Below are 24,004 nucleotides of genomic sequence, written 5' to 3' on the forward strand. Positions count from 1 at the left end.
CGCCCCCTCAGCGCACGCCCAGAGCCAGCCGTTTGACCTCGCGGAGGGTCGGGGCCGTCCGGAGCGTATGGACGCCCGGGAGCGGGCCGACGTCCCGGTCGATGTACGTGTACAGCTCGGCCGGATCGCGGAAGACGCCGCTGGCCACCAGGTTCGCATCGCCGGTGACGGCGGCGGCGAAGGCGATCCGGGGGTCGGCGGCGAGGGCCCGGCCGACGGTGTGGAGACGGGCGGGGGAGACGTCCAGCCAGAGCCGGGTGATCAGGTGGTAGCCGGCCAGCCGGGGGTCGAAGTCGACGCCGAAGCTCAGAGCACCCCCGTCGCGGAGACGGTCCAGACGGCGCCGCACGCTGGAGGGGGAGAGCCCGGCGGCCGCGGCGAGTTCGGGCACGGTGGCCCGGCCGTCGCGGGACAGCTCGGTGAACAGGGCCCGGTCGGCGGCGTCCAGGGGAAGCGGCGCGCCGGAATCCGCCGCGGGCGGGGTGCGCTCGGGGCGGAAGCGCGTCGCGTGCCAGGTGCTGGTGGCTCCCGCGAAGACATGGAGCATGCAGTGGGCGCTCAGGGACAGCACCTGCGGGGTGCGCGACAGCTTCCGCAACAGCGGCGCGTCGGACCCGTCGGCGGCGCGGACGTCCACGGCGCAGTACAGCTCGGAACCCCCGGCCGCCAGGGTGACCCAGGAGGTTTCGGGGCGGCGGGCGAGGGCCTCGGCGACCGTTCCGGCGGCGTCCGGGGCGCAGTGCAGCCGCAGCAGCCAGCGGGTCAGACCGAGACGGGACGCCACGGGCCGGCCGACGACGCGCAGCCCCAGGGCGCACAGCCGCCGGTAGCGGCGGCCGAGGGTGCGCTCGGAAACGCCGAGATCGCGTGCGATCCCGCTGAAGTGGGCCCGGCCGTCGAGCTGGAGGGCCCGGAGCAGCAGTTCGTCGAGCCGGTCCACGCCGCCGGAATCCACCACTGACCGCCTCTCCTCCGCCTGATTCCCGCATATCCAACCGTACGGCTCGGGCCGGGGCCGACGGCAGGCCGATGGTGGAGCGGTACCCCTCCCGATCCCGGCAGACGAAAGGCCCTCCCATGGCCCTTGACCGCATTCCCGTCGTCGACCTCCGCCCCTGGCACTCGGGTGATCGCACGGCCCGGGACCAACTCGCGGACCGTGTCGACCGGGCCCTCGGGGCCACCGGATTCCTCCTGGTGGCCGACGAGAGTACGGAACCCGGCCTGCCCGGCCGGCTGCGCGCCGCCGCCCACGACTTCTTCCATCTCCCCCCGGCCGTCAAGGCACGCTACGCGCAGAACGCGGGCCGGCGCGGGTGGATCGGCCCGGACCGGGTGGCCGCCGCCCGGTCCGAGGGCGGGGACACCCCGCCCGATCTGCTGGAGGTCTGGTCCTGTACGGCGAGCACCGCCGCGGGCTCGGACCGTACGGCACGCCTGCCCCGGCAGTGGCCCGACGAGGCCCCGGCCCTGCTTCCGCTGGTCACCGAGTACACCGAGCGGATGCGCGCACTTGCTGACACCCTCCTGGAGGTCATGGCCACGGCCCTGGACCGGCCGGCCGACTTCTTCACCCGCCACACGGCCCGCCCGCACTGGGACTTCACCGTCAACCGGTACCCGCCGGCCGACGAGACCGGTCCCGCCGCCCCCGGACAGTTCCGGGTCGGACCGCACACCGACTTCGGGCTCATCACCCTCCTGGACCGGCAGCCGGGAAAGGGCGGCCTGCAGATCCACGACGACGGGGAAGGCTGGCGGGACGCTCCGTACGAACCGGGCACGGTCACCCTCAACATCGGTGATCTGATGGCCCGCTGGAGCGGGGACCGCTGGCGCTCGGGCCGCCACCGTGTCCTGCCCCCGCCGCCCGCCGCCCCGCAGGAGGAGCTGACCTCACTGGTGTACTTCCACTCCTGCGCACCGGAGACCGGAATCACCTCCCTGCCGGCTCCCCTCGGCCGCCGTACCTACGCTCCCGTGCTCGCGGGCGAGTACTTCCGCAGCAAGCTGGAGTCCATCCAGAAGGGGCAGGACCGTTGAGGGCGCCTTCGAACCGCCGGCCGGCGCGGAGCCCCCAGAGGGTGGCGGCGGGGGCGGGAATCCGGCCGGGCTCCGGGAGAAGTGACGGGATGTCAGACATGTGCCGGGTGATGCATTGACTCCGCGGCGGCGCCACGGTTGCATGCTGGATGGTCCTCCGGTGGAGATCCGGAGGGGAAGACGTGTCTTTCCTGGGGGGAAGATGAGGGGAACCACGAACGGGAGCACCTTAAGACGTGTACGGGCCGCCGTGAGCGCGGCGGTCGTGGTCTGCGCGATCACGGCTGTGACGCCCACAGTCGCCACGGCCGCCGCACCGGGGCCGCCGGTCGCGACAAGCGGTCCCGGCGTTGCCGCCGGTGCCGGTGCCGGTGCCGGTGCTGGTGTCGGTGTCGGTGTGGAGAGGGTCAGCGTTGCGACCGACGAAGGCTACGGTGCCGCGTCGATCACCCCCGACGGCCGCAGCATCGTCTTCATGTCACTGGCGAACGGCCCGCAACAAGGCGGCAACGCGGTGTACGTCCGCGACCGGCGGGCGGGGCAGACCAGGACCGAGCCCATGGTCGAGGGCTGGACCCCGGCGATCAGCGGCGACGGGAAACAGGTCGCCGCCAATGCTCCGCGGCAGGGGATGACCGCCGAGCGGATCCAGCAGCATTCGCTGGACCTGGGACTGCTTCCCGTCACCTGCGGCCGCTGCAACCAGCCGTCGCTGAGTGCGGACGGCCGCTACCTCGCCCACGGCAGCCTGCGCTATCCGGGATGGCTCCGGAACGTCGTGGTCGCGGACCGCAACGGCGGTCACCAGATCATCGCCTCTTTCGGCCACTCCGCTCCGGCCCGGCCGTCCATCAGCGGCGACGGCCGCTATGTCGCCTACCAGGACCTCGCCTACCAGAACGAAGGCGTCTATCTGTGGGACCGGACCACCGGCACCACTTCGGCGCCGCTGGAGGGCCCGTCCAAGAGCGCGTCGCTCGTCCAGCTCAGCGACAACGGCAGCAAGGTCGTCTACCTCTCCGGCCCCGACACCTACGTCCACGACACCGGCTCGGGCACCGCCCAAGTGGTGCCGGGTGTTACGGGCGTGGCCATCGACCCCACCGGCCGCTATCTGCTGTACGCCCCGAACGGCACGAGCGGACCGTCGCTCGTGCTGCGCGACCTCCTGACGGGCACCGACGAGACGGTCTCCGACCAGCCCGCCACCGCCGAGGTCGACTCGGTGAGCGCCGACGGGCGCGACGTGGTCTTCCAGTCCGCGGCCGACGGCATCGTCCCCGGCGACACCAACGGCAAGCCCGACGTCTTCGTCCGCAGCTTCTTCTGACCGCCCCGGCTGCCGGCCCGCTCCGCTGTTGCACCCGCCGGTGCCGCGCCGTCCCCGTACGGGATCGGCGCGGCACCGGTCACCCGTGTGCCCCGCCGCCGGGCTCCTTCCGGCGGCGCAGACCGTCCCGCACCCGGCCGACCGTGTCCATCGGGTCCCACGCAGGCCCCCGGCCCCGGGTCAGCGGCAGGCAGGCCAGACCGATCAGCACGGAGACGAAGTGGCCGAGGTCGGTGAAGGTGTGCCCGGTGACCAGCGGAAGCCCGTAGACGATCAGCACCCCCGCCAGATACACGTACCGCCAGGGCGCCGCGATGTGGTAGACGAGTACGCCGACGACACCCGCGAGCGCATAGCTCACCCCGAAGTCCAGCGTGTCGGCCGCGGACTCCGGCGCCAGACCGTGGCGGATCGCCCACAGCAGAGCGCCCTGACTGGCGAACGTGGCCAGCACATGGGCGGTGACGGCGACCACCGCCCAGCGGAGTGTGCCCAGCCAGCGCTCCGCCGGTGCGTGGAAGACGGAGTACAGCACGGCATAGGAGAGCCACCCTCCGCCGTCGATCCACAGGGCGCTGGAGATCAGCACCCGTACCGGATCCGTCGACAGCTGCTCGATATTGGTGGAGCGCCGCCGCAGGAACTCGGTCTCGAACTCCGGCGACATGAAATGCACGAGGACGGTGGTGACGAAGAGAACCGCCAGCCAGAGATAGGTGCCCGGGGCGCTGCGCACATAGGCCCGGACCCGGGCGGCACCCGTACGGACGGCGGCGGCCAGGGACCTGGCCCTGTGGTTCGAGCGGAGACGGGAGAACGCGCGCATAGGCACATCCCCCCACGCCCGGGCCCCGAACCCGCTGATTGAAACGGCATGTCGCGGAGGACGGCGACGGCCGCGGGCCGCCGGAACGGGCGGACCGTCTCCCTCGAAGGGCGGACCGCCTCCTTGACGGGCGGGCCGCCGGAGCCGTCCCGGATCCCCTCCGCAGGCCCCGTACGAGTGGCCCCCGCCCCGCCGTCGGCCCCGCCCCCGGGACGTCACGGCGCCCGGCCCCTACAGTCCGTTCCGTGTCCTTGGGGATGGTGTGCGCACTCGCTGCGACCTGCTGCTACGGTACGGCCTCCGTCCTCCAGGCCATCGGGGCCCGCTCCGTGGCGTCCGGCCCCGGCTCCGGCGTGGACCCCGTACTGCCGCTGCGCGCTCTGCGCCGGGGACCCTATGCCGCCGGACTCGTCCTCGACTGCGCCGGGTTCGCCCTCCAGATCGTGGCCCTGCGGACGATTCCCCTCTACGCGGTCGGCGCCGCGCTCGCCGCGGGCCTCGCGGTCACCGCCGTCGTCGCCGCCTGGCTGCTCAAGGCACGGCTGACCCTCGCCGAATGGAGCGCGGTGGGCGCGGTCTGCGCGGGCCTCGCGATGATCGCCCTGGCGTCCGGGGCGGAGGGGAACCGGGCCGGACCGGCCGCCCTGCGCTGGTATCTGCTCGGCGCGGCGGTGGCGGTGCTCCTCGTCGGGGCGCTCGCCGGCCGGATCCCCGACGGACCACGCGCACTGCTGCTGGGCCTCGGCGCGGGCGCGGGTTTCGGTGTGGTGGCGGTCGCGGTCCGGCTGATCGACTCCCCTGCCCTGCCCCGGCTCTTCGGCAATCCGGCTCTCTACGCCCTGCTGCTCGGGGGAGCAGCCGGGTTCACCCTGCTCACCTCCGCGTTCCAGCGCGGCTCGGTGATCGTGGCGACGGCGGGCATGATCCTCGCGGAATCGGCCGGACCTGCCGTCGTCGGCGTCCTCTGGCTGGGCGACCGGCCGCACGCGGGCCTCGAATGGGTGGCCGTCGCCGGATTCGCGGCCGCGGTGACGGGGGCGCTGGCCCTGTCACGCTTCGGCGACACGGGGACCGAGCCGGGCCGGCAGCCGGATCAGGGCGGTGGCCCACCCTGATCCGGCGCCGCCCGGAGGCAACACCGCGGCCGCCCTGCCCGCACCGGCTACCCCAGGGCGTTGAGCCGGGCCGCCCGGCGGGTCAGATAGTCGCGTTCGGCCAGGTCGGTGGCGCTGCGGGCGGCCTCCGCGTAGAGCCGGGCCGCCGTCACCCGGTCACCGTCGCGTTCCTGGAGGTACGCCGCCACCGCCGTGTAGCGGGGCAGCGAACCGTCCAGCTCCGCCAGCGCCTTCAGCCCGGCGCGCGGACCATCGGCCTCACCGACCGCGACCGCCCGGTTCAGGCGGGCGACCGGGCTGTCCGTCAGCCGTACCAACTCGTCGTACCACTCGACGATCTGCACCCAGTCCGTCTCCCCGGCGCTGGGCGCATCGGCGTGGAGCGCCGCGATCGCGGCCTGGGCCTGGTACTCGCCCAGCCGGTCGCGGGCGAGGGCGGCCTGCAGGACCATGACGCCCTCGGAGATCAGCGCGGTGTCCCACCGGGCACGGTCCTGTTCCGCCAGCGGCACCAGAGCGCCGTCCGGCGCGGTCCTGGCGGCGCGCCGGGCGTGGTGGAGCAGCATCAGGGCGAGCAGCCCGGCGACCTCCGGGTGGTCGATCGCGGCCGCGAGCTGCCGGGTCAGCCGGATCGCTTCGGCGGACAGGTCCACATCGCCCGAGTAGCCCTCGTTGAACACCAGATAGAGCACCCGCAGCACGGTGGAGACGTCCCCCGGCCGGTCGAACCCGACCCCGGACACCGTCCGCTTGGCCCGGCTGATCCTCTGCGCCATCGTCGCCTCGGGCACCAGATAGGCCCGCGCGATCTGGCGGGTGGTCAGCCCGCCCACCGCGCGGAGCGTCAGCGCGACCGCGGACGACGGTGTCAGTGACGGATGGGCACAGAGGAAGTAGAGCTGAAGGGTGTCGTCGACCGACGGCACCGGCCCCGGCGCCGGTTCCTCGTGCACCAGGTCCTGACGCCGGCGCCGGGCGGTGTCCGCCCGGGCCGCGTCGAGGAACTTGCGCCAGGCCACGGTCGTCAGCCAGCCCCGGGGATCCCGTACGGGCTCCTCCCCGTCCTCCCCGTCGTCTTTGCGGAGGACTGCCTCGACCAGCGCCTCCTGCACGGCGTCCTCGGCCGCCGGGAAATCGGCTCCACGGCGGACGAGGACGCCGATCACACTCGGCGTGAGGCTCCGGAGCAGTGATTCGTCCATGTCGGTGTGTGCGGGGGAGTCAGTCGGTGATGGTGGGCGGGGCGGACAGGAAGGGGCGGACCTCCAGCCACTCGTGGATCGGCCTCCCGCCCGCACCGGGCGCGGCCGACAGCTCCCCGGCCAGTTCCACGGCGCGCTCGTAGCTGTCGACGTCGATCACCATCCAGCCCGCGATCAGGTCCTTGGTCTCCGCGAACGGGCCGTCGGTGACCGGCGGCCGCCCCTCGCCGTCGTACCGGACCCAGGCCCCTTCCGGGGCGAGCGCCAGGCCGTCGACGAACTCGCCGGTCCCCTCCAGCCGCGCGGCGAAGTCGTTCATGTACTGCACGTGCGCGGAGATCTCCTCCGGCGTCCACCGGTCCATGGGCACGTCGTTCACCGGGGCCGGTGCGCCGCGGTAGTGCTTGAGAAGCAGGTACTTCGCCATGACGGTCTCCTTGGTGCTGGTGCGGCCATTGTGGCCGCGCTCACCCCGGGGACGGAGCGGGCCACGGATTCTCGACATGGTCCGCCGAAGTTTTTTGCCTCGTACGGGCGAGCCCGGGTGCGGGTGCCCGGCCGCTCACGCCCCGGGGCCGTCCTTCGGCGGCGTGCCCGGGGGTGCGAACCGTACCGGTGCCCGGAACCGGGCCCGGCGGGCCGCGCGGCGGAAGACCGTCAGCACCGCCGGGCCCGCCAGCAGGATGCAGACGAAGTTGGTGACCGCCCGGCCCGTGTCCCAGCCCAGCGACGTCGCGACGTCGAAGGCGATGTAGCGCTGCCACTGCTCGGTGAACGGGAGCCCCGGCAGATAGGCGATCGAACTCCCCGGGTCGACGGAGAACGGCCAGAACGACAGATTGAGCAGAAAGCCGAAGAGATAGCCGGAGAACGAACCGTAGACGGCGAGCATCAGCACCTCCCGGCGGCCCGAGGCCCTCGGCAGGAAGCCCGCCAGCATGCCGACGAAGGCACAGCCGAACATCTGGTACGGCATCCAGGGGCCGACCCCGCCCGTGATCAGGGCCGACGCGAACAGCGACGTACAGCCCAGGGTGAAGCCGAAGCCCGGTCCGTACACCCGGCCCGCGAGGACCAGGACGAAGAACACCGTCTCCACGCCCGCCGTGCCCGCCCCCAGCGGACGCAGCGCCGCATTGACGGCCGACAGGACGCCCAGCATGGCCAGCGCCTTGGAGTCGATGCCGCCCTCGGCGATCTCGGAGATCACCACGGACAGCACCAGGACCAGCAGCACGCCGAAGATCAGCGGGGGAGCGTAGTGGGAGGCGAAGGTGCCGGGGGCGACGACGAACGGCCAGAAGAAGGCCACCAGGCCGAGGAGCGCGGCGAGGACGATCACGATTCCGGCGCGCGGGCCGATCCTGATCGCGGGTGCGGCGGGTGCGGCGGGTGCGGCGGGTGCGGCGGGTGCGGCGGGTTCCGGTCCCGGGTCCCTCGGGGCGTCGTTCATCCCGTCCTCCCCTCTCCCGCCACCGCCGCCACCTGTCCCACCGTCAGATAGGGCAGAGGCGCGAGGACCTTCGCGACCTGCGGGGCGAACACCGGAGACGCCGTGATGACCTCCGGAGTCGGCCCGTCCGCGACGACGTCCCCCTCGGCCATCACCACCACCCGGTCCGCCGCCCGGGCCACGAACTCCACATCGTGCGTGGCCACCACCACCGCGCGGCCCTCCCGCGCCAGCCCGTCCACGATCCCCGTCAACTGCTCCTTGGCCCGGTAGTCCAGCCCCCGCGTCGGCTCGTCGAGCAGCACCACCGGCGGGGCCGCGGCGAGCTGGATCGCCAGGACCAGGGCGAGTTTCTGGCCCTCGGACAGATCCCGCGGATGCGCGCTCCCCGGAAGGCCGGGGACCAGCCGGTCGAGGATCTCCCGCGCCGGTACGGCCGTCCCCGCGTCCGGCGCCGATTCGCGGTCCGCCTGCGCCAGCTCCTGCGCGACGCTCTCCAGATAGAGCAGGTCCGTCGCCGTCTGCGGCACCAGGCCGACCAGCCGCCGCGCCCCGGCCGCCGGAAGCTTCTTCGGATCGGCGGCGGCACCCCCCTTGAGGACCTCCACCGTCCCGGCCTGCCGCGGCCCCGACCCTTGGAGGGCCCACAGCAGCGACGACTTCCCCGAGCCGTTGCGGCCCATCAGCGCCGTCACCTCGCCCGCCCGCAGCTCCAGAGCGACCTCCCGTACGGCGGGTACGTTCCGGTGCTTCACCGTCACGCCCCGGGCGGCGAGCACCACCGGGCGGTGGGCCGGGGGAGCGGGCCGGACCGGCGGGGGCACGGCGTCGGCGAGCGCGGTCCGCAGCGGGGCCGCCGCCCGGCGTGCGTCACGGATCGACAGCGGCAGCGGCGACCAGCCCGCCACCCGGCCCAGGTCCACCACCGGCGGTGCCACACCCGAATCCCGGAACACCTCGGCGGGCGGCCCCGACACCACCCGACCGTCCCCCGGCAGATGCAGCACCCGGTCCGCGTACTGCACCACCCGCTCCAGCCGGTGCTCGGCGACCAGCACCGTCACCCCCAGATCGTGCACCAGCCGGGTGACGGCCGCGAGCACCTCCTCCGCCGCCGTCGGGTCCAGCGCGGACGTCGGCTCGTCGAGGACGAGGACCCGGGGATGGGCCGTCAGCACCGAACCGATCGCCACCCGCTGCTGCTGCCCGCCCGACAGCTCGTACAGCGGCCGGTGGCGCAGCTCCGCCAGACCCAGCAGGTCGAGGGTCTCCTCCACCCGTTTGCGCATGGTCGCGGGCGGCACCGCCAACTGCTCCATCGCATAGGCCAGCTCCTCCTCGACCGTGTCGGTGACGAAGCCGTCCAGCGGATCCTGGCCCACCACCCCCACCACATCGGCCAGCTCCCGCGGCGGATGGTGCGCGGTGTCCCGGCCGTCGACGACGACCCGGCCGTGCAGCGTGCCGCCGGTGAAATGCGGCACCAGCCCGTTCACGGCCCCCAGCAGAGTCGACTTCCCGACCCCCGTATGCCCGGTGACCAGGCACAGCTCGCCCTCCTCCACCGTCGTACAGACATCGCGCAGTACGGGTCCCGGCGCGCCGTCGTAGACGACGGACACCTCGTCGAAAGTGATCACAGGGCGGAGTCCTCGGTACGGCGCGCGACGGCGCGCGGGACGGAAACCTCGGCGTCAACCTCGGCGGAAGCACCGGCGGCGGCGCGGGGCGGAGGACCGGAGGGTACGGCGGTCGGCGGCGGCGACAGGAACCCGGCGGCCCCGGCGAGCAGGATCGCCACGGCCGGGACCGGCGGCAGGGACGGCCAGCCCAGCGGATACAGCGACGCGTTCAGCTCCGCCGCATCGAACCCGGCCCCGCTGAACAGCAGGACGGCCGAGAGCACCCCGCACCCGGCGACCGCCCACTCCGGAAGCCGCCACGGATCGGGCCGGTAGAGCGTCCGCGTCACCCGCCGGCCGCCCAGCCGCAGCCCGGCCAGACAGAGCAGGGCGCCGAAGGCCAGCGCGGGCAGTCCCAGCGGTCTCGGGGCCGTCGCGTCGAGCAGACCGTACGCCCCCGCACAGAGACCGCACATGCCCAGCAGCATCAGCGCTCCCGTCAGCCGCCGTGAACGGCGTGTCGCCGAACCCGCCCGGCCGTAGCCCCGCGAGTCCATCGCCGCCGCCAGCCGCAGCGACCGCTCCAGGGCGTCCTCCAGCACCGGCACCACGATGCCGCGCAGCGCCCGGAGCCCCTTCGTCCGGCCCGCCCGCAGTCTGCGGGCCCGGTGCACCCGCCGGACGCTCTGCACCAGCTGGGGCGCGACGCTGATGGATACGGTGACCGCGACCCCCAGCTCGTACAGCGCACCCGGCAGCACCCGCAGGGCCCGCTTCGGATTGGCCAGCGTGTTCGCCGCCCCGATGCAGCACAGCATGCACGCGAGCCGCAGGCCTTCCGTGGCCGCCGACAGCAGTGCCTCCAGCGATACCGGACCGCCGATCTGGATGCCCGCGTACCAGTCGGGCGTCGGGATCGTCGGCAGCGAGAACAGGAAGTGGTCGTCCGGGGTGATCCCGGTGCCGAAGACGGCCCGGAACACCACCCTGATCGCGATCACGATCAGCGCCAGATACAGGTAGTAGTGGAAGCCCCGGGCCCACGGCGCTTCGGTACGGCGCACGGTGACGACGTAGCCGAGGACGGCCAGGACCAGGAGCAGCAGGAGCGGATTGTTCGTCCGGCTGACCGCGGTGGCCAGCGCCAGCGCCCAGATCCACCAGGCGACGGGGTGCAGGGTCCTGGGCAGCCTCCGGCCGCCCGGGTCCGGCGCGGGGCCAGCGGTACGCAACACGCGGGCGGCTCCGTCTAATCCGTACGACGGCGGCGGCGCACCGTGACCACGGCCGCCCCGCCGAGGACCACGACCAGCCCCACCGTCGCGATGACCGGCAGCGCCGACCCCGAATCGTGGTGGACGTCGGTGGCCGGGGCCGCGTCCACGACCTTCGGCGCCCCGCTCGCCGCGGCCACCGCCCCCGGCACCGAGGCGGCGGGCGACGGAGCAGCGGTGGACGGCGACGGCGACGGGGCGGCGCTCGTCGGCGCGCTACCGGACGGTGCGGACGGCGCGGTGGACGGTGTGGTGGCAGGGGAGGGGGCCGCGGGCGCAGTGGTACGCACCGGTGCCGGGCCGGTGTCCGTGCCCGGCGGTACCGAGGGGGCCTTCCCGCTGGGCGCGGGCGCGCCGCCCACCGGCCGGGTGTTGTGCGCCCGCAGCTGATCGGGGGTGACCTTCGGCCGTCCCTTGGTGCCGCCGATGTCCGTCCCGCCGAAGATCCACAGGTCGACGCTGCCGGGCTTCGGCTTGTAGAGCATGGCGCCGAGGGTGCTGTACTCCCAGGTGTTCTCGCCCGGATCGGCGTGCCAGTACGACCAGTAGGCGGAGGCCGGGGGAGTGAGGACGCAGTCCTCCTGGTCCGGCGGCGGGAACATCTTCCCGCCCCGGTGCCCGCTGTAGCCGATGCGGCAGATGAACGCCGGGCCGTCGTGGCCCGTACCGGCGGTCCGCCAGCCGCCCTGGTTCAACAGCTCGTAGCCGGTGGTCGGAGTCGTACCGCACGAGCGGTAGACCGGCCCGCCCCAGCGGCTGAAGTCGACCGCGAGCACCGCACCGGACGAGGTGGTGCAGCGGCCCATCGGCTGCGGATCGGCCGCGGCCGGGGACACCGAGGCCCCCAGCGCGGCGGCCGTCAGCCCGAGCGCGGCGGCCGCGCGGGCGAACCGTGCCAGGGTCATCAGCGGCTCCCCGCGGACGTCCGGCGGCGGGCGGCGACGACCGCGGCCGCACCGACTGCCAGCAGGGCGGCCGCGAGACCGGCCAACGGCATGGCGTCCGTACCGGTCGACGCCAGCCGGCCCCCGCCGGAACCTCCGGAGCCCGTGGTGCCTCCGGAGCTGTCTCCCCCTCCGGAGCTCTCACCCGGGGTGACGATCTGCGGCGGGGCGCCGCCGTCCGGATCGTGGCCCGGTCCGGGATCCGGCTGCGGGGAGGTGCCCGCCAGGCTCCGCTTCAGCACCGCGAACGACACGGTGGTCGAACCGCCGACCGCCTGCGCCGACGCCCTGACGTCCGAACCGGGCTCCTCCACGGCGACGTCGAACCCGCCGTCGGTGTTCTGCCGGCCCGCCAGGAACACCTGCGCACGGGCGATCCGGTCGCGGTACTCCGGCTCGTCGAGCGCGAGCCCCTGAATCGCCAGCGCCGCCGAGTTGACCGAGTTCCCGGACGCGCCCGGGAAGCCGCCGTCGGCGAGCTGCCTGCCCGCAAGCCACTTCAGGGCGCGCGCCACGGCGGCGTCGGCCTTCTCGCCGCCCACCAGGTGAAGCGCCATGGCGGCCATCGCCGTGGAGTCCACTTCCTGGTCCGAGGAGTTCCTCACCGGGATCACGCTCGGGAAGGCGCCGGACGGCCACTGGAGGGAGAGGAGATAGTCCACCGGGGCGGCGGCCGCTTCCCGCTCACCCGCCCGCACCTGCGCGATGATCCCCAGCGACTGGCCGAACACCGACCTGGCGTTGCGGTAGTTGCCCTTCGCATCGCAGCCCTGACCGGCTGCGGCGCAGGTCTCCTTCGCCAGCGCGGCGATCAGATCAAGGCCGCCGAAGTCCCGGGGGTCGCGGCCGACCGTCTGCGCGAGGAGCGCCGCCTTCCCGATGGAACCGCCCGAGGCGTGTTTGGTGCCCGTCAGGGTCCAGCTGTGGAGGGTGCGGCCCTCGCCGTCCTTGCCGCCCTGGTCGAGGAAGTCCACGATCCCGCGGAGCTTGGCGTTGTCGTGCCCGGTGGCGGCGAGCGCGAAGGCACCGTCGATGGTCAGTCCGAAGTCGGCCCGCTGTGTGCCCGGTACGGGGTAGTAGCGGCCGCGGACCAGCTGCTTCGGGGCGGTGAGATAGGCCACGCCCTTCTTCAGGTCGGGGCCCTTGCCGGGACCGGGACCGGGACCGCCGGGGTCCGGGCCGCCCGGCTCGGCCGGGTTCTCCGGATCCGCCGGGATCACCTTGGCGACCAGGTTCAGCAGATCGGTGCCGGCGCCCGCCAGCGCGGCCGGTTCGGTGGGGTAGAGATGCGGTTCCAGGGCGAGTTCGTCGGAGCTGAAACCACCCAGCGGGAACTGCCGCCCGGCCAGCCAGGCCACGCCCTTGTCCGCGCGTGCCTTGTCGCCCGTCGCCCGCAGCACCTGCGCGGCGAGGGCCGTGGTGGTGACATCGGCGGCATTGGTGCTGTCGGTGTAGCCGGGGAGGGAACCGTCCGCCCGCTGCTGCCCCTTGAGCTCCTCCAGGGTCTCGGCCAGGGCCCCGTCGAAGCCGCCCGCCGCATGCAGCGCCAGGGCGATCCACGCGGTCGCGGCCGGTTCGCCGTCGCAGTACTGGCCGGGCGGGTTCAGCATGCTGCCGTGACCGCCGCCGGGGCAGTCCAGCCGGGTCAGCCGGGCGACCGCCGACTCCGGCGGCTCCACACCCGCACGGACCAGGGCCAGCACCGCCATCGCCTGTGCCTCGGTGGTCCCGGCCCCGCGGAAGTCGCCCGCGGCCGAACAGCCCTCCTGCGGCGCTCCGGGCGCGGGCTCGGGGCAGACCGCCGCCAGCAGACCGCCGATCAGATCGTGGCCGCCGAAGTCCCGCGGATCCTTCCCGACGATCTTCGCCAGGAGTGCGAGCCGGGCCGCGGCCTCCGTGTTCGGCGGCTGGTCGGCGCCTTGCGGATAGGCATAGGCGGTGGTACGGCCCCGGAGGTACGCCGAGACCCGGTCCAGGACCGCGCTCCTGCCCACCGAAGCCGCCAGGGCATAGGCCGCCTTGACGGTCAGCAGGTCACTGGGCTCGCCCGGGGAGGTCTCCACCCGCTCGCCCCCGGTCAGCCGCTGCTGCACCCAGCCGCCCGCCGCCCGGGTGCGGATCTCCGCCGGGCCGGCACCCGCCCGGATCTGGTCCGGGCTGAACGACGGCTTCGCGCCACCGCCGCCCCCGACCTCCGTGGCACCGAACACCCAGGCGTCCACATCGCCCGGCCTCAGCTTCCGGGACATCGCCCCCAGACTGCTGTAGCGCCAGTCCTTGGTGCCCTTCGCCGCCACCCAGTACGACCAGTAGGCGTCCGCGCCCGGGGTGTCCTTGCACTTCTCCCGGTCCGGCGTCGGATACTGCTTGCCGTCCGGGGCCGCGGGGTGACCGATCCGGCAGATGAACGCGGGACCGTCGTGCTCGGTGCCCGTCGTGCTGAACCCGCCGGTCTTCAGCAGTTCGTACCCCGTCGTCGGAGTCGGGTCGCAGCCGCGGACCACGGACCCGTCGAACGCGCCGAAGTCGACCGCGACGATCGCGCCCTTCGACGGAGTGCACTTCTCCGGCGCGTCGGCGGCCGCGGGCGGAGCGGCGGCGTACAGCCCGCCCGAGCAGAGCACCAGCAGCGCCACCGCCCCGGCCGCCCAGGAGCCCGGGCTCCACCACCGGCCGCCGCGCCCGTCTGTCCCTCGGGTCCCTCGGTTCGTCCCCACCCCGGCCCCTCGTGTCGTCCGCGCGGGCACGGCACGTGGCGGGACGGCCCCGCACGGCCGGAATGAGTCACTCCGCCGGAGGCCGGTCGACCACGCCGTAGTCCGCGACGGCGTTTCTCGCTGAATCGAGCACCCATCCCAGGCAGTCCGGCTCGTCCGCCGCCCGGCGGACTCACGGTTGCGGGTCAGCGCCGGATTTCCACCGGCTTCCCCTGGTCATGAGCATGTATCAGCCGGATTGGAACATGTGGCCGAAGGGGGCGTCAAGGTGACCTGAATCCCACCGCCCGGCCGTGCCGCCCGGTGAATCCGGCACGGTGGCGCGGCAGTTGCACCTCCGGTACCGTCCAGGGCTGTCACATGGGGGAATCCGGTGCGAATCCGGAACTGACGCGCAACGGTGTGGGACGGCGGAAGCCGTGCCGAGTCCGAATGCCCATGCGGCGAGCACCACCCAGGAAGCCGTTACCTCGCGTTCGGACGGCGGCCCAGCGGCCCCCACGGCCCCGGTGAGCCCCGGGCCCGGCGGACGGTGCGCCCGGCCGGTGTCCCCCATCACAGGAGCAGGCCACATGCCCCGTAGCGCAACCACCGCACCGATGCCCCGCGCCGCACTGCGCGCACTGGTCGCCACCACTGCCGCGGCCGCCGCACTCGCCGCCGCGACACTCCCCGCCACGGCGACCTCCACCCCCGCCCAGATAGCCACCTCCAAGACCAACGGCGTCGCCTATCTGAAGACCCTCCAGGCCGCCGACGGCTCCTACGCGGGCTCCGGGCTCTCCAGCGAGTGGGCGTTCAGCGCCTTCGCCGCCGCCGGTACGGCCGTCGTGGACGTCGCACCGGGCGGCGACGCCACCAAGAACGCCCGGACCGTCTACCGCAACCTCCTCTCCACCGCCGCCTGGCCGTCCGCGACCCCCGTCGTCACCGACTATGAACGCGGCACCCTCAACGCCTACGCCGCCGGAATCGACCCGGCCCGGGTCTCCGCCTCCCGCAACCTCATCGCCGACGTCTACGGCTACTGGCAGACCGCCGAGGCCGGATACTTCGGCAACAGCGCCAACTACAACGGCACCGTCTTCGCGGGCCTGGCGCTCGCCGGTGCCAGAACCCAGACCGGCGGACAGCGCGTACCGCAGGCCCTGCTCGACGCGATCGTCACCCGGATCCGCGCCAACCAGCACACCGACGGCGGCTGGGACTACCAGAAGGCCGAAGGCGACCCCGTCCGGCTGGCCGCCCCCGGCGACGTCGACATGACCGGCGCCTCGATGGCCGCGCTCTGCGCCGCCGGGGTGCCCGCCACCGACCCCGATATCGTCCAGGCCCGTACCTTCCTGAAGACCAAGCTGGTCAACGCCTCCGGCGCCTTCACCGCCATGTACGGCATCAACTCCAGCTCCAACGGCTGGGCCGTCTCCGGCCTCAACGCCTGCGGCATCAACCCCCAGACCGGCGACTTCCTCACCCCCGCCGGAAAGACCCCCGTCGACTTCCTCATCGCCCAGCAGTTCAACCCCGGCGGCGGCTTCCGCTACAAGCCCTCCGACGGCAGCCCCTCCGCCTACTCCTCCACCGACGCCCTGAGGGCCGTCGCGGGCGGCGGCTTCACCGCCGCCCCGCCGCTCCCCACCGGCGGCGCCTCCCGCTGGGTCGCCCAGAGCACCTTCACCTCCGGGACCGCCACCGAACTCGCCCTCACCGTCGACGACGGTACGGGAGCGCTCAAGGTCTGCTCGGTCGCCTTCACACCCACCGGCACCACGACCACCCTCGGGGCCGTCCTGGACGCGGCAGCCGGCGCCGCGACCCCGGCGGGCTGCGTCACCTCGGTGACCCCGTCCTCCGGCACCGGCACCATCACCGCCGTCAACGGCACGGCCAACAGCGGAAGCAGCACCTGGAAGGCGAGCGTCGACGGATCCGCCTTCACCGCGGCCGCCCGCGACCGGGTCATCGGCATCGGCGACACGATCGCCCTGCGCTACGGCTCCTGATCCGGAGCGGGTACGGGACGGGGCCGGCCGGCCCCGTCCCGTACCCCCCGATCTCCGTACCCCTGCCGCTCCACCGCCCCTTCCCGGACACGGCACGCCCACCGGCCCGTACACACCGTCGGGCCACCCCGCCATACTGGACCTCCGGGGAGCGGAAAGACCGACGGGGGCGACGGAAGGCAATGGCGGAGTCCAGGCTGATTCACGACCGGTACCGGCTGGAGGAGGTGATCGGGCGCGGCGGCATGGGCGAGGTGTGGCGCGCCGTCGACGAGTCCCTGGGACGCAGCGTCGCGGTCAAATGCCTCAAGCCCGTCGGCCCCCACCACGACGCCTCCTTCTCCACCGTCCTGCGCGAACGCTTCCGCCGCGAGGCCCGGGTCGCCGCCGCGCTCCAGCACCGCGGAGTGACCGTCGTCCATGACTTCGGCGAGTACGAAGGCGTGCTGTTCCTGGTCATGGAGCTCCTCGACGGACGCAACCTCAGCCAGCTGCTGGAGGAGAACGCCCACGAGCCGCTGCCCGTCGACGACGTCGTCGAGATCGCCGTCCAGGTCGCGGACGCCCTCGCGTACACCCATGAACGCGGCATCGTCCACCGCGACCTGAAACCCGCCAACATCGTCCGCCTCACCGACGGCACGGTGAAGATCTGCGACTTCGGCATAGCGCGCCTCGGCGAGAACATCGGCACCTCGTCCCGGCTGACCGGCACCGGCATCGCCATGGGCACCCCCCACTACATGTCGCCCGAACAGATCGGCGGCGGACACATAGACCACCGCAGCGACCTCTACTCCCTGGGCTGCGTCCTCTACGAGATCGCCACCGGCGTCCCGCCGTTCGACGATGAGGACGCCTGGGCCGTCCTCATCGGCCACCGCGACACCGTCCCGCAGCCACTCCGCGTCCACCGGCCCGAAATCCCCGAACACGTCCAGCAGACCGTGCTCGACCTGCTCGCCAAGACCCCGGACGGCCGGCCCGCCGACGCCCGCGATCTGCGTCTGCGGATGACGGGCCCCCGGGGCCTGCCCGCGGCACCCGCCCCGAGCGCCGCCCGCCCCGCGGCCCCGGCGCCCCTGCCCGCCTGGGGCCGGCGGCTGACCGGCGGCCACCACGCGACGGCCACCGCACTCCGGCCCGTCCTCCCCGACCACACCGCCGGGCTGACCGGTGAATGGACCACCGGAACCGCCGTCCGCCCCGCGCTCGCCGGGCAGACGGTACGGCGCGAGCGCCCCACCCCGTCACCGGAAGCCCTGGCCGTCCTCGCCGGCCGCCACAGCGCCGGGCTCAGCCTCGGCCGGCTCGGGCGCTGGGAGGAGGCCGGCGAGGTCCACCGCGCGGTCGCCGCCGAACGCGAACACGCCCTCGGCGCCGACCACCCCGACACCCTCGCCAGCCGCTACGAGGTCGCCTTCACCCTCAGCCGCACCGGCCGTGCGGAGGACGCGCTCGACGGCTTCCGCCGCGTGGCCGACGGCCGCGAACGCGCCCTCGGCGCCGACCACCCCGACACCCTGGCCGCCCGCCAGGAGACCGCGTACGTCCTCGGTCTCCTCGGCCGCCATCTGGAGGCACACGACCGCTACACGGAGGTGCTCACCGCCAGGGAACGCATCGTGGGCCCCGACCACCCCGACACCCTGCGCTGCCGCCACAACCTCGCGTTCAACCTGAGCAGGCTCGGCCGTCTCGAAGACTCCTTCCGCATGGTCTGCGACGTCGCCGAGGCCCGCGCCCGGATCCTGGGCGCCGACCACCCCGACACCCTGGTCACCCGGTACGAGGTGGCCTACGCCCTCGGTCAGCTCGGCCGCTGGACCGAGGCCCTGACCGCGTACCGCGAGGTCGCCGCCGCCCGGACCCGCGCCCTCGGCGCCGACCACCCCGACACCCTGGCCGCGCGCTACGAGGTCGGCATCAGCCTCGGCCGCCTCGGCCGCGCCGCCGAAGCCGTCGACCTCTACACCGCCCTGATCGCGGACCGCACCCGGCTTTCGGGCCCCGACGACCCCGAAACCCTCCGCGCGCGCCACGGCCTCGGCGTCAACCTCGGCCGTACGGGCCGCTGGCCGGAAGCCCTGGAGCAGGCCCGCGACATCAGCACCCGCCGCGCCCGGACCCTGGGCCCCGACCACCCCGACACCCTGGTCAGCCACCGCGAGGTCGCCGTCGCCCTGGGCTGGCTGGCCCGCTGGCCCGAGGCCCTGACCGTCTACACCTCGGTCGCCGGCACCCGCGACCGCGTCCTGGGCCCGGACCACCCGGACGCCCTGGCGAGCCGCAACGACGAAGCACACTGCCTGGAACAGCTCGGGCGCCACGAGGAGGCGGTGGAGCTGTACCGGAGGGTGGCGGCCCTGCGGGACCGGCGGGCGCATTAGCACCCCCTGCCCCCGGGTGCCCGGACGCACGAAACCCGTCCAGGGTTGTACACAACCGGGGTGATTGCCCGTCCCGGACGCGGTGCGGTTGCATCGCGGAAACGCCTCGGCAGGGGGCCGGGGCCGTGACTGTCCTGGAGGACATATGAGACGGATCTTACGCGCGGTGACGGCTGCGGCGGGGGCCTGTCTGCTGGCAGCGCTGTTGCCGATGGGGACGGCGACGGCCACCCCCGGGGGCGGTGGGGTGACGGAGCGGATCAGTGTGGCCGCGGACGGGACGCAGGGCGACGGGCCGTCGTTCGTCTCGGTGATCAGCAGGAACGGCCGCTATGTCGCCTTCATGTCGCAGGCGCGGAACCTGCTGCCCGGTCCGGTCGCGCCTGTGGGCTGGCACGGGACGTACCTGCGCGACCGGCATACGGGAACAGTGGAGCTGGTGACCTCCCAGGGCCACCCGGCCGATGTGCACGACTTCAGCGCCTCGGGAAACCTGATGGTGATCACGGCACACGGCGGACTGCATGTGCGCAACCTGTCCACGGGCCACACCCAGCGGGTGGACGTCGACCTCGGTGAGTTCACCGGCGGCAGCCCGCTGTTCCCCCGGATCAGCGGCTCCGGACGCTACGTCGTGTTCGTAACGTACCGCCCGCAGGGGTCGACGGCGGCGGAGGCCGCAAGGGTGTACGTGCGGGATCTGCAGACCGGTACGACGCAGTGGGTGAGCCATCCCAACACCTCGACCGCCACCTACTACGCGGGCGCCCCCGCCATCAGCGACGACGGGCAGCGCATCGCGTACACCTCCTTCAGATACCTGCCCGAGGGCACATCCCGGGGCAATGTCCACCTCCTCGACCGGAACACCGGAGAGCGGCAGACGGTGGACGTCTCGGAGAACGGGCCGACGCCCGAACGACGGCTGGGCGGGCTGTCGTTGAGTGCGGACGGCAACCTGGTGCTCTTCAACCTCTTCGACGGCAGTCCGGTGACGGCGGACGACCAGTACTCCAGGAGTTTCATCCGCGATCTGACGACGGGTACCACCCGGCCGATCCCGGCCAGCGGACCCCAGACCGGGGCCAGCGACGGCTCGCTGAGCGCCGACGGCCGTTTCGCCCTCTACATGGTGGGCTTCCCCGGCTCGCCGGGGCCATGGCAGCTCCACATCCGGAATCTGGAGACCGGTGAGGTGCAGAACGTGAGCACCGCGATGGACGGCGGTCCGGCCTCTGCGCATGCCTCTCCCGGGCGGGTGTCCATGACCGGCGACGGCCGCACGGTCGCCTTCGTCACGGGCGCCGCCAATCTCGTCCCCGGCGACACCAACGCCACCACGGACGTCTTCGTACGGACCCTTCCGCCCGCACCCCTCAACCCCCGGTGACCATCCGAAAGTTCTGCCCCATGCCTTAGGCTGCCGTGCCCATGAACGCTGTACTGAGGTTCCGGCGACGCATACGCCGGGCGGACCGGCGGACCGCCGTCGCTGTCGCGATCGGGAACGTCGTACTGCTCACGATGCTGCTGCTGATGACGATCGGCGCACTGCCGGGCTTCGAGGCGCACACCCCGGAGCGGGAATCCGCCGTCCAGGGAACGGCAGCCCGGATCTTCGGCTGTTGGCTCGCGGGCGGTCTGCTCCTCTTCGCCACGCTGGGCACGACCCGGGCCCTCTTCGCCCACCTGGCCACGATGCTGGCACCGCCCGCACTGCTGATCCTGATCCTGGCGGCCGGGATGTGACAGGCGGGGACCGGTAGGTGACATGCGATCATATGTTCGGTGATCTTGGTGGGGGCTGTGAAGCCGCGGACGGTGTGAGAGGCAGCAGGTGAACAACAACGGGGGACGGGGCGGGTCATCCGTGCCCGACGAGGAGTGGGAGCGCTTCCTCAGGGAATCGGTGGACGGGACACCGGACGCGCCGCGGGAGCCCTCGGCGCGGGCCCGGGTCGTGGCACGGCGGCTGCGCGAGAGCCCCGGGCAGCCCGAGGCCTGGCGCTCGTACACACCGGCCCGGCCGCGGCGGAAGAAGGTCTGGTACGCCGTCTTCGCCGGGGTGCTGGTCGTGCTCGCACTGCTGGCCGTGGCGGTGGCCCCCGACCGGGTGACCGGCTGGTTCGGCGGCGGAGACGGCGGGGCCGACGCTCCGCTCGCCGCCGAGTCGGAACGTCCCACGGCGGCACCGCCCCGGGACACGGCCCTGCGGCCCACGCCGGAGGACCCGTTCAGGGGCTCACCCGCGGCGCGCTGGGCGAAGGGCACGGCCGGAATCACCCTGCCCCCGGCCAGGGCGACCGGATGGATGAACACCGCCCAGGTCGAGCAGGCACTCGACCGGACCCGGGACTTCCTCGCCGCGTCCAGCCTCGACCCGGCGGTGCTGCGCGGGGAACACCCCGGCCGGGCGATCGCCCTGATCAACCCGCGTCAGCGGGACGTCCAGGACTTCCTGTCGACGGCGTTCCGGTCGCCGGACGAGAAGAACGACCCGCTGATGCTCTTCAGCCGGTACGACGACAAGCGCGTACGCCCGGTCGGCAACGACATCAGGACCCGGGGCCGGATCTCCTTCGCGGAGGCGAAGGACGGTGCCCTGCGGGTGACCACCGACGTCACCTACGTGTATCCGTTCGTCCCGTCCGAGGGCGGCGAGGAGATCGCGCGCACGATCGTCCGCCGCGAGGTGGTGCTCGACTGGAACGACCCGGCGAAGGTGATGACCGAGCCCGGAACCTTCTCCCTCGTCTCGTACTCGGTCGACATCACCAACGGCGGCTGCGGCACCGCCACCGGCAGGCTGTCCCCGGAGTTCGGCGCCGACCGCCCGCCCGGCGCCGGCAACGGACCTGACGTCGACCCGTACGACCGCAGCACCTTGATGGCGGACCGGATGCGCAACGCCGACGACAAGAAGTGCGGGACGGCCACGCGCTCCTGATGTGCGGGAGAGGGTCTCCCGCCGCGGAGCCCTATCTCCTCCCGAACCGGCGGCGCTTCGACGCATTGCTCCAGCCCGGCTTCTCCGGGGCGGCCCCCGGCGGGGGGCCCGCGCTCGGGCGGTGGATCAGGGTCAGGCCCTCGTGGTCGATCGGCTGCCACGCATGGTCGTGCGTACGGAACGTGAAGCCCTGCTCGTTGTCCGTCGAGTGGGTCAGCAGGGCGCGGCCCTGGCCCGCGTACTGCCGGACCTCATCCCACAGCACGTCCCGCACGCGCGCCGACGGATCGCCCACGAACACGCCCGGTGAGATCTCCAGCAGCCAGCGCGTCAGGAAGCCCCGCAGGCCCGGTGGGCAGTTCGTCAGCACGATGACCGTCACCAGAGCACCGCTTCGTCCGCATCGGCAGCCGCCGACGAACCGTAGTTGACCCCGGACGCCACCTGTCCGTCCCCGTCGGTCCGGAGGGTCATCCGGTCCTCGTCGGGGATGTCCCCGGCGCCCGGCAGCAGCAGCCGCTGGATATCGCGGACACAACGGTCCAGGAGCCGGGTCTCGTTGATCCGGTCCCGCAGCGCACGGCGCGTCCGTGCGCCCGTGTCCTCTTCGCTCTCGGCCGCCACGTCGAACGCCAGCGGAATGCCGATATCGGTCTTGTACAGGTCCGCGATATCGAGGACGAAGGACAGCTCGTGGCCGGAGTGGACGAAGCCCAGCCCGGGGGCGCAGCCCAGGGAGGCGACGACCGCGTGGGCGATTCCGTACATGCACTGCGCCGCCGCCGTGATCGCCTGGTTCACCGGATCGCCCGAGCCGAAGTCGCCCGGCGTGTACCTCCTGCCCTTCCAGGGGACTCCGGTACGCGCCGCCTGGGCGCGGTAGCACTCCTTGACGCGGTCGCCCTCCCGGCCCAGCAGCTGCTGACGGGTCAGAGCCGCCGGGTCCTCGTCGGGGAACCGCAGCCGGTACATGGCCCGGGCGACACCGAGGCGGCTGCGCTGGTTGGCCCACTGCACCGCCTGGGCCTCCACCAGCGCCGCGGACCGGCTCAGCGCGCGGCCGCCCGCGTAGTAGCGGACACCGTGCTCGCCGACCCAGGCGACCGCCGCGCCCGTCTCGCCGAGGACGCTCATCGCCTGGTGGGTGATGCGGGTGCCCGGCCCCAGCAGCAGGGTGCCGATGGTCGCGGACGGGATGTGCGTCGTACCGTCGGCGTCCTCCGCGGTGATCGCGTTGGAGTCCCGGTGGACCGTACAGCGCTCCAGATAGACGAAGGACACCCGCTCGGCGGTGCGGGTGAGCTGACGGGGGGACAGCGCGGCGCGCCTGCCGACGGTCGTCACGGCCCCGCCTCCGCGGCGACGGGCACGAGGGTCATCAGCCCGCACCCGTACGCCCGCGCCTTGCCGATGCCCCGGGTGAGGGTACGGCGCAGGGCGACCGGATCCGTGACCGTCAGCCGGCCGTCGTACGTCACCGTGACGATCTTCACCCGGTGCACCGGCGATCCCCGGCCGGCCGCGGACTTGGCGAAGGACAGCTCCCGCTGGTCCCGGACGACCGCCTCGTAGGCGTCCCCGTGGTGCGGGCGCCCCTGGAGAGTCCTGCCGCCCGGCAGCAGCCGCTTCTCCGCGGGCTTCTCCAGCACCCGGTAGCCGGAGCGCTTCTGACGCTCGTCGTCCAGCAGCCAGCCCAACTGGTGGTGGGGGGTGATGTGCGCCGTGCGCTTCGTCGGTTCACCCTCCTTGCGGCGGATGTAGTGGACCGGATTGGCCGTCAGCCGGAAGCTCCACACACCACCCGTCTCCAGCCGGTCGAGAAAGGGGCCGTAGGGCCGCGTCTCCCATCCCGGGGTGGCGGGGTCGGCGGCGGCCACCGGCCATCCCGCCTGTTCGACGAGGTGGGTGAGGTCCGGCCGGTCGGGGCCGACGACATGGAGGAAGACCTCGGCGCGGGCGTTGTGGTCCAGGCGCCACAGCACCCGGGGCCCCTCCGCGTCGTCGCCGTCGCCGGGCAGCAGCCCGGGGAAGGACGCCAGCACCGCGGCGTGCAGTGCCTGGGGGGCCGAGAGGAGTCGCCGCGCACCGGGCCGGGCGGTGTTGACGCGGAAGCGGGTCAGGTACATCGGGGGTGCCGT

Annotated in this window: 20 protein-coding genes and 2 riboswitches; of the genes, 8 read left to right on the top strand and 12 right to left on the bottom strand. The window is 73.4% G+C overall.

All coding sequences use genetic code 11. From position 1 onward, the window contains the following. Positions 1 to 7: 7 nt before the first annotated feature. Positions 8 to 958: an Lrp/AsnC family transcriptional regulator gene (locus B7R87_RS34220; RefSeq protein WP_269847471.1), complete on the bottom strand. Its 951-nt coding sequence runs from the start codon at positions 956 to 958 to the stop codon at positions 8 to 10. Positions 959 to 1,077: 119 nt separating this feature from the next. Here B7R87_RS34220 and B7R87_RS32160 point away from each other — a divergent pair, with 119 nt between their 5' ends. Both B7R87_RS32160 and B7R87_RS32165 read left to right on the top strand, forming a co-directional pair. Beyond that, on the top strand, positions 1,078 to 2,043 hold the full coding sequence (locus tag B7R87_RS32160; protein ID WP_006344787.1) for an isopenicillin N synthase family dioxygenase: 966 nt from the start codon (positions 1,078 to 1,080) through the stop codon (positions 2,041 to 2,043). Between the two features lie 397 nt (positions 2,044 to 2,440). Beyond that, complete coding sequence (locus tag B7R87_RS32165) at positions 2,441 to 3,373, top strand: TolB family protein (protein WP_233168985.1); 933 nt, start codon at positions 2,441 to 2,443, stop codon at positions 3,371 to 3,373. Between the two features lie 79 nt (positions 3,374 to 3,452). Here the strand turns inward: B7R87_RS32165 and B7R87_RS32170 are convergent, their stop codons facing one another. Then, positions 3,453 to 4,199, bottom strand: coding sequence for a rhomboid-like protein (locus B7R87_RS32170; RefSeq protein WP_006344785.1), 747 nt, complete (start codon positions 4,197 to 4,199; stop codon positions 3,453 to 3,455). A gap of 257 nt (positions 4,200 to 4,456) precedes the next feature. Here B7R87_RS32170 and B7R87_RS32175 point away from each other — a divergent pair, with 257 nt between their 5' ends. Beyond that, the gene (locus B7R87_RS32175; protein ID WP_006344784.1) at positions 4,457 to 5,314 is read left to right on the top strand and encodes a DMT family protein; all 858 of its coding nucleotides are present in this window, start codon (positions 4,457 to 4,459) and stop codon (positions 5,312 to 5,314) included. A gap of 47 nt (positions 5,315 to 5,361) precedes the next feature. On the opposite strand, the gene B7R87_RS32180 is transcribed toward B7R87_RS32175, so the two are convergent. From B7R87_RS32180 to B7R87_RS32210, 7 genes are all read right to left on the bottom strand, one after another. After that, positions 5,362 to 6,516, bottom strand: a complete 1,155-nt coding sequence (locus B7R87_RS32180; protein ID WP_006344783.1) for an RNA polymerase sigma factor — start codon at positions 6,514 to 6,516, stop codon at positions 5,362 to 5,364. A gap of 19 nt (positions 6,517 to 6,535) precedes the next feature. Continuing rightward, positions 6,536 to 6,943, bottom strand: a complete 408-nt coding sequence (locus B7R87_RS32185; protein ID WP_006344782.1) for a YciI family protein — start codon at positions 6,941 to 6,943, stop codon at positions 6,536 to 6,538. A 135-nt stretch (positions 6,944 to 7,078) separates the two neighbouring features. After that, positions 7,079 to 7,969 (bottom strand): ECF transporter S component family protein, encoded by an 891-nt coding sequence (locus B7R87_RS32190; RefSeq protein WP_006344781.1) that lies wholly within the window; start codon positions 7,967 to 7,969, stop codon positions 7,079 to 7,081. Then, positions 7,966 to 9,609: an ABC transporter ATP-binding protein gene (locus tag B7R87_RS32195; protein WP_130585130.1), complete on the bottom strand. Its 1,644-nt coding sequence runs from the start codon at positions 9,607 to 9,609 to the stop codon at positions 7,966 to 7,968. The genes B7R87_RS32190 and B7R87_RS32195 overlap by 4 nt, the downstream gene beginning before the upstream one ends. Continuing rightward, a complete protein-coding gene (locus B7R87_RS32200; protein WP_006344778.1) occupies positions 9,606 to 10,826 on the bottom strand; it encodes an energy-coupling factor transporter transmembrane component T in 1,221 nt (406 codons plus the stop codon). Before B7R87_RS32200 ends, B7R87_RS32195 begins: the two co-directional genes overlap by 4 nt. 14 nt (positions 10,827 to 10,840) lie before the next feature. Then, positions 10,841 to 11,770 carry a hypothetical protein gene (locus B7R87_RS32205; protein ID WP_130585129.1) on the bottom strand — a complete coding sequence of 310 codons (930 nt, stop codon included), beginning with the start codon at positions 11,768 to 11,770 and terminating at the stop codon, positions 10,841 to 10,843. Then, the gene (locus tag B7R87_RS32210) at positions 11,770 to 14,445 is read right to left on the bottom strand and encodes a prenyltransferase/squalene oxidase repeat-containing protein (RefSeq protein ID WP_006344777.1); all 2,676 of its coding nucleotides are present in this window, start codon (positions 14,443 to 14,445) and stop codon (positions 11,770 to 11,772) included. The genes B7R87_RS32205 and B7R87_RS32210 overlap by 1 nt, the downstream gene beginning before the upstream one ends. Before the next feature lie 193 nt (positions 14,446 to 14,638). Beyond that, positions 14,639 to 14,737: riboswitch (cobalamin riboswitch) on the bottom strand. 153 nt (positions 14,738 to 14,890) lie between these two features. Further along, positions 14,891 to 14,990, top strand: a riboswitch (cobalamin riboswitch). Between the two features lie 108 nt (positions 14,991 to 15,098). On the opposite strand from B7R87_RS32210, the gene B7R87_RS32215 reads away from it, so the two are divergent. The 5 genes from B7R87_RS32215 (at position 15,099) to B7R87_RS32235 (ending at position 21,866) form a co-directional block, all read left to right on the top strand. Beyond that, positions 15,099 to 16,529, top strand: a complete 1,431-nt coding sequence (locus tag B7R87_RS32215) for a prenyltransferase/squalene oxidase repeat-containing protein (protein WP_233168989.1) — start codon at positions 15,099 to 15,101, stop codon at positions 16,527 to 16,529. A 182-nt stretch (positions 16,530 to 16,711) separates the two neighbouring features. Continuing rightward, positions 16,712 to 18,919: a serine/threonine-protein kinase gene (locus tag B7R87_RS32220; RefSeq protein ID WP_130585128.1), complete on the top strand. Its 2,208-nt coding sequence runs from the start codon at positions 16,712 to 16,714 to the stop codon at positions 18,917 to 18,919. A 145-nt stretch (positions 18,920 to 19,064) separates the two neighbouring features. After that, positions 19,065 to 20,309 carry a TolB-like translocation protein gene (locus B7R87_RS32225; protein WP_078901993.1) on the top strand — a complete coding sequence of 415 codons (1,245 nt, stop codon included), beginning with the start codon at positions 19,065 to 19,067 and terminating at the stop codon, positions 20,307 to 20,309. A gap of 41 nt (positions 20,310 to 20,350) precedes the next feature. Next, positions 20,351 to 20,668, top strand: a complete 318-nt coding sequence (locus B7R87_RS32230; protein ID WP_006344770.1) for a hypothetical protein — start codon at positions 20,351 to 20,353, stop codon at positions 20,666 to 20,668. Positions 20,669 to 20,789: 121 nt separating this feature from the next. Then, positions 20,790 to 21,866 carry a hypothetical protein gene (locus B7R87_RS32235; RefSeq protein WP_006344769.1) on the top strand — a complete coding sequence of 359 codons (1,077 nt, stop codon included), beginning with the start codon at positions 20,790 to 20,792 and terminating at the stop codon, positions 21,864 to 21,866. Positions 21,867 to 21,897: 31 nt separating this feature from the next. Here B7R87_RS32235 and cas2e read toward each other — a convergent pair whose 3' ends face one another. The 3 genes from cas2e to cas6e are packed head-to-tail and all read right to left on the bottom strand — an operon-like array spanning position 21,898 to position 23,992. Next, positions 21,898 to 22,248 (bottom strand): type I-E CRISPR-associated endoribonuclease Cas2e, encoded by a 351-nt coding sequence (gene cas2e / locus B7R87_RS32240; protein WP_006344768.1) that lies wholly within the window; start codon positions 22,246 to 22,248, stop codon positions 21,898 to 21,900. Continuing rightward, the gene (cas1e, locus tag B7R87_RS32245) at positions 22,245 to 23,210 is read right to left on the bottom strand and encodes a type I-E CRISPR-associated endonuclease Cas1e (protein ID WP_006344767.1); all 966 of its coding nucleotides are present in this window, start codon (positions 23,208 to 23,210) and stop codon (positions 22,245 to 22,247) included. Before cas1e ends, cas2e begins: the two co-directional genes overlap by 4 nt. After that, positions 23,207 to 23,992 carry a type I-E CRISPR-associated protein Cas6/Cse3/CasE gene (gene cas6e, locus B7R87_RS32250; RefSeq protein WP_006344766.1) on the bottom strand — a complete coding sequence of 262 codons (786 nt, stop codon included), beginning with the start codon at positions 23,990 to 23,992 and terminating at the stop codon, positions 23,207 to 23,209. The genes cas1e and cas6e overlap by 4 nt, the downstream gene beginning before the upstream one ends. Between the last annotated feature and the right edge of the window lie 12 nt (positions 23,993 to 24,004).

It is taken from the genome of Streptomyces tsukubensis (genome assembly GCF_003932715.1).
GTDB lineage: Bacteria > Actinomycetota > Actinomycetes > Streptomycetales > Streptomycetaceae > Streptomyces > Streptomyces tsukubensis.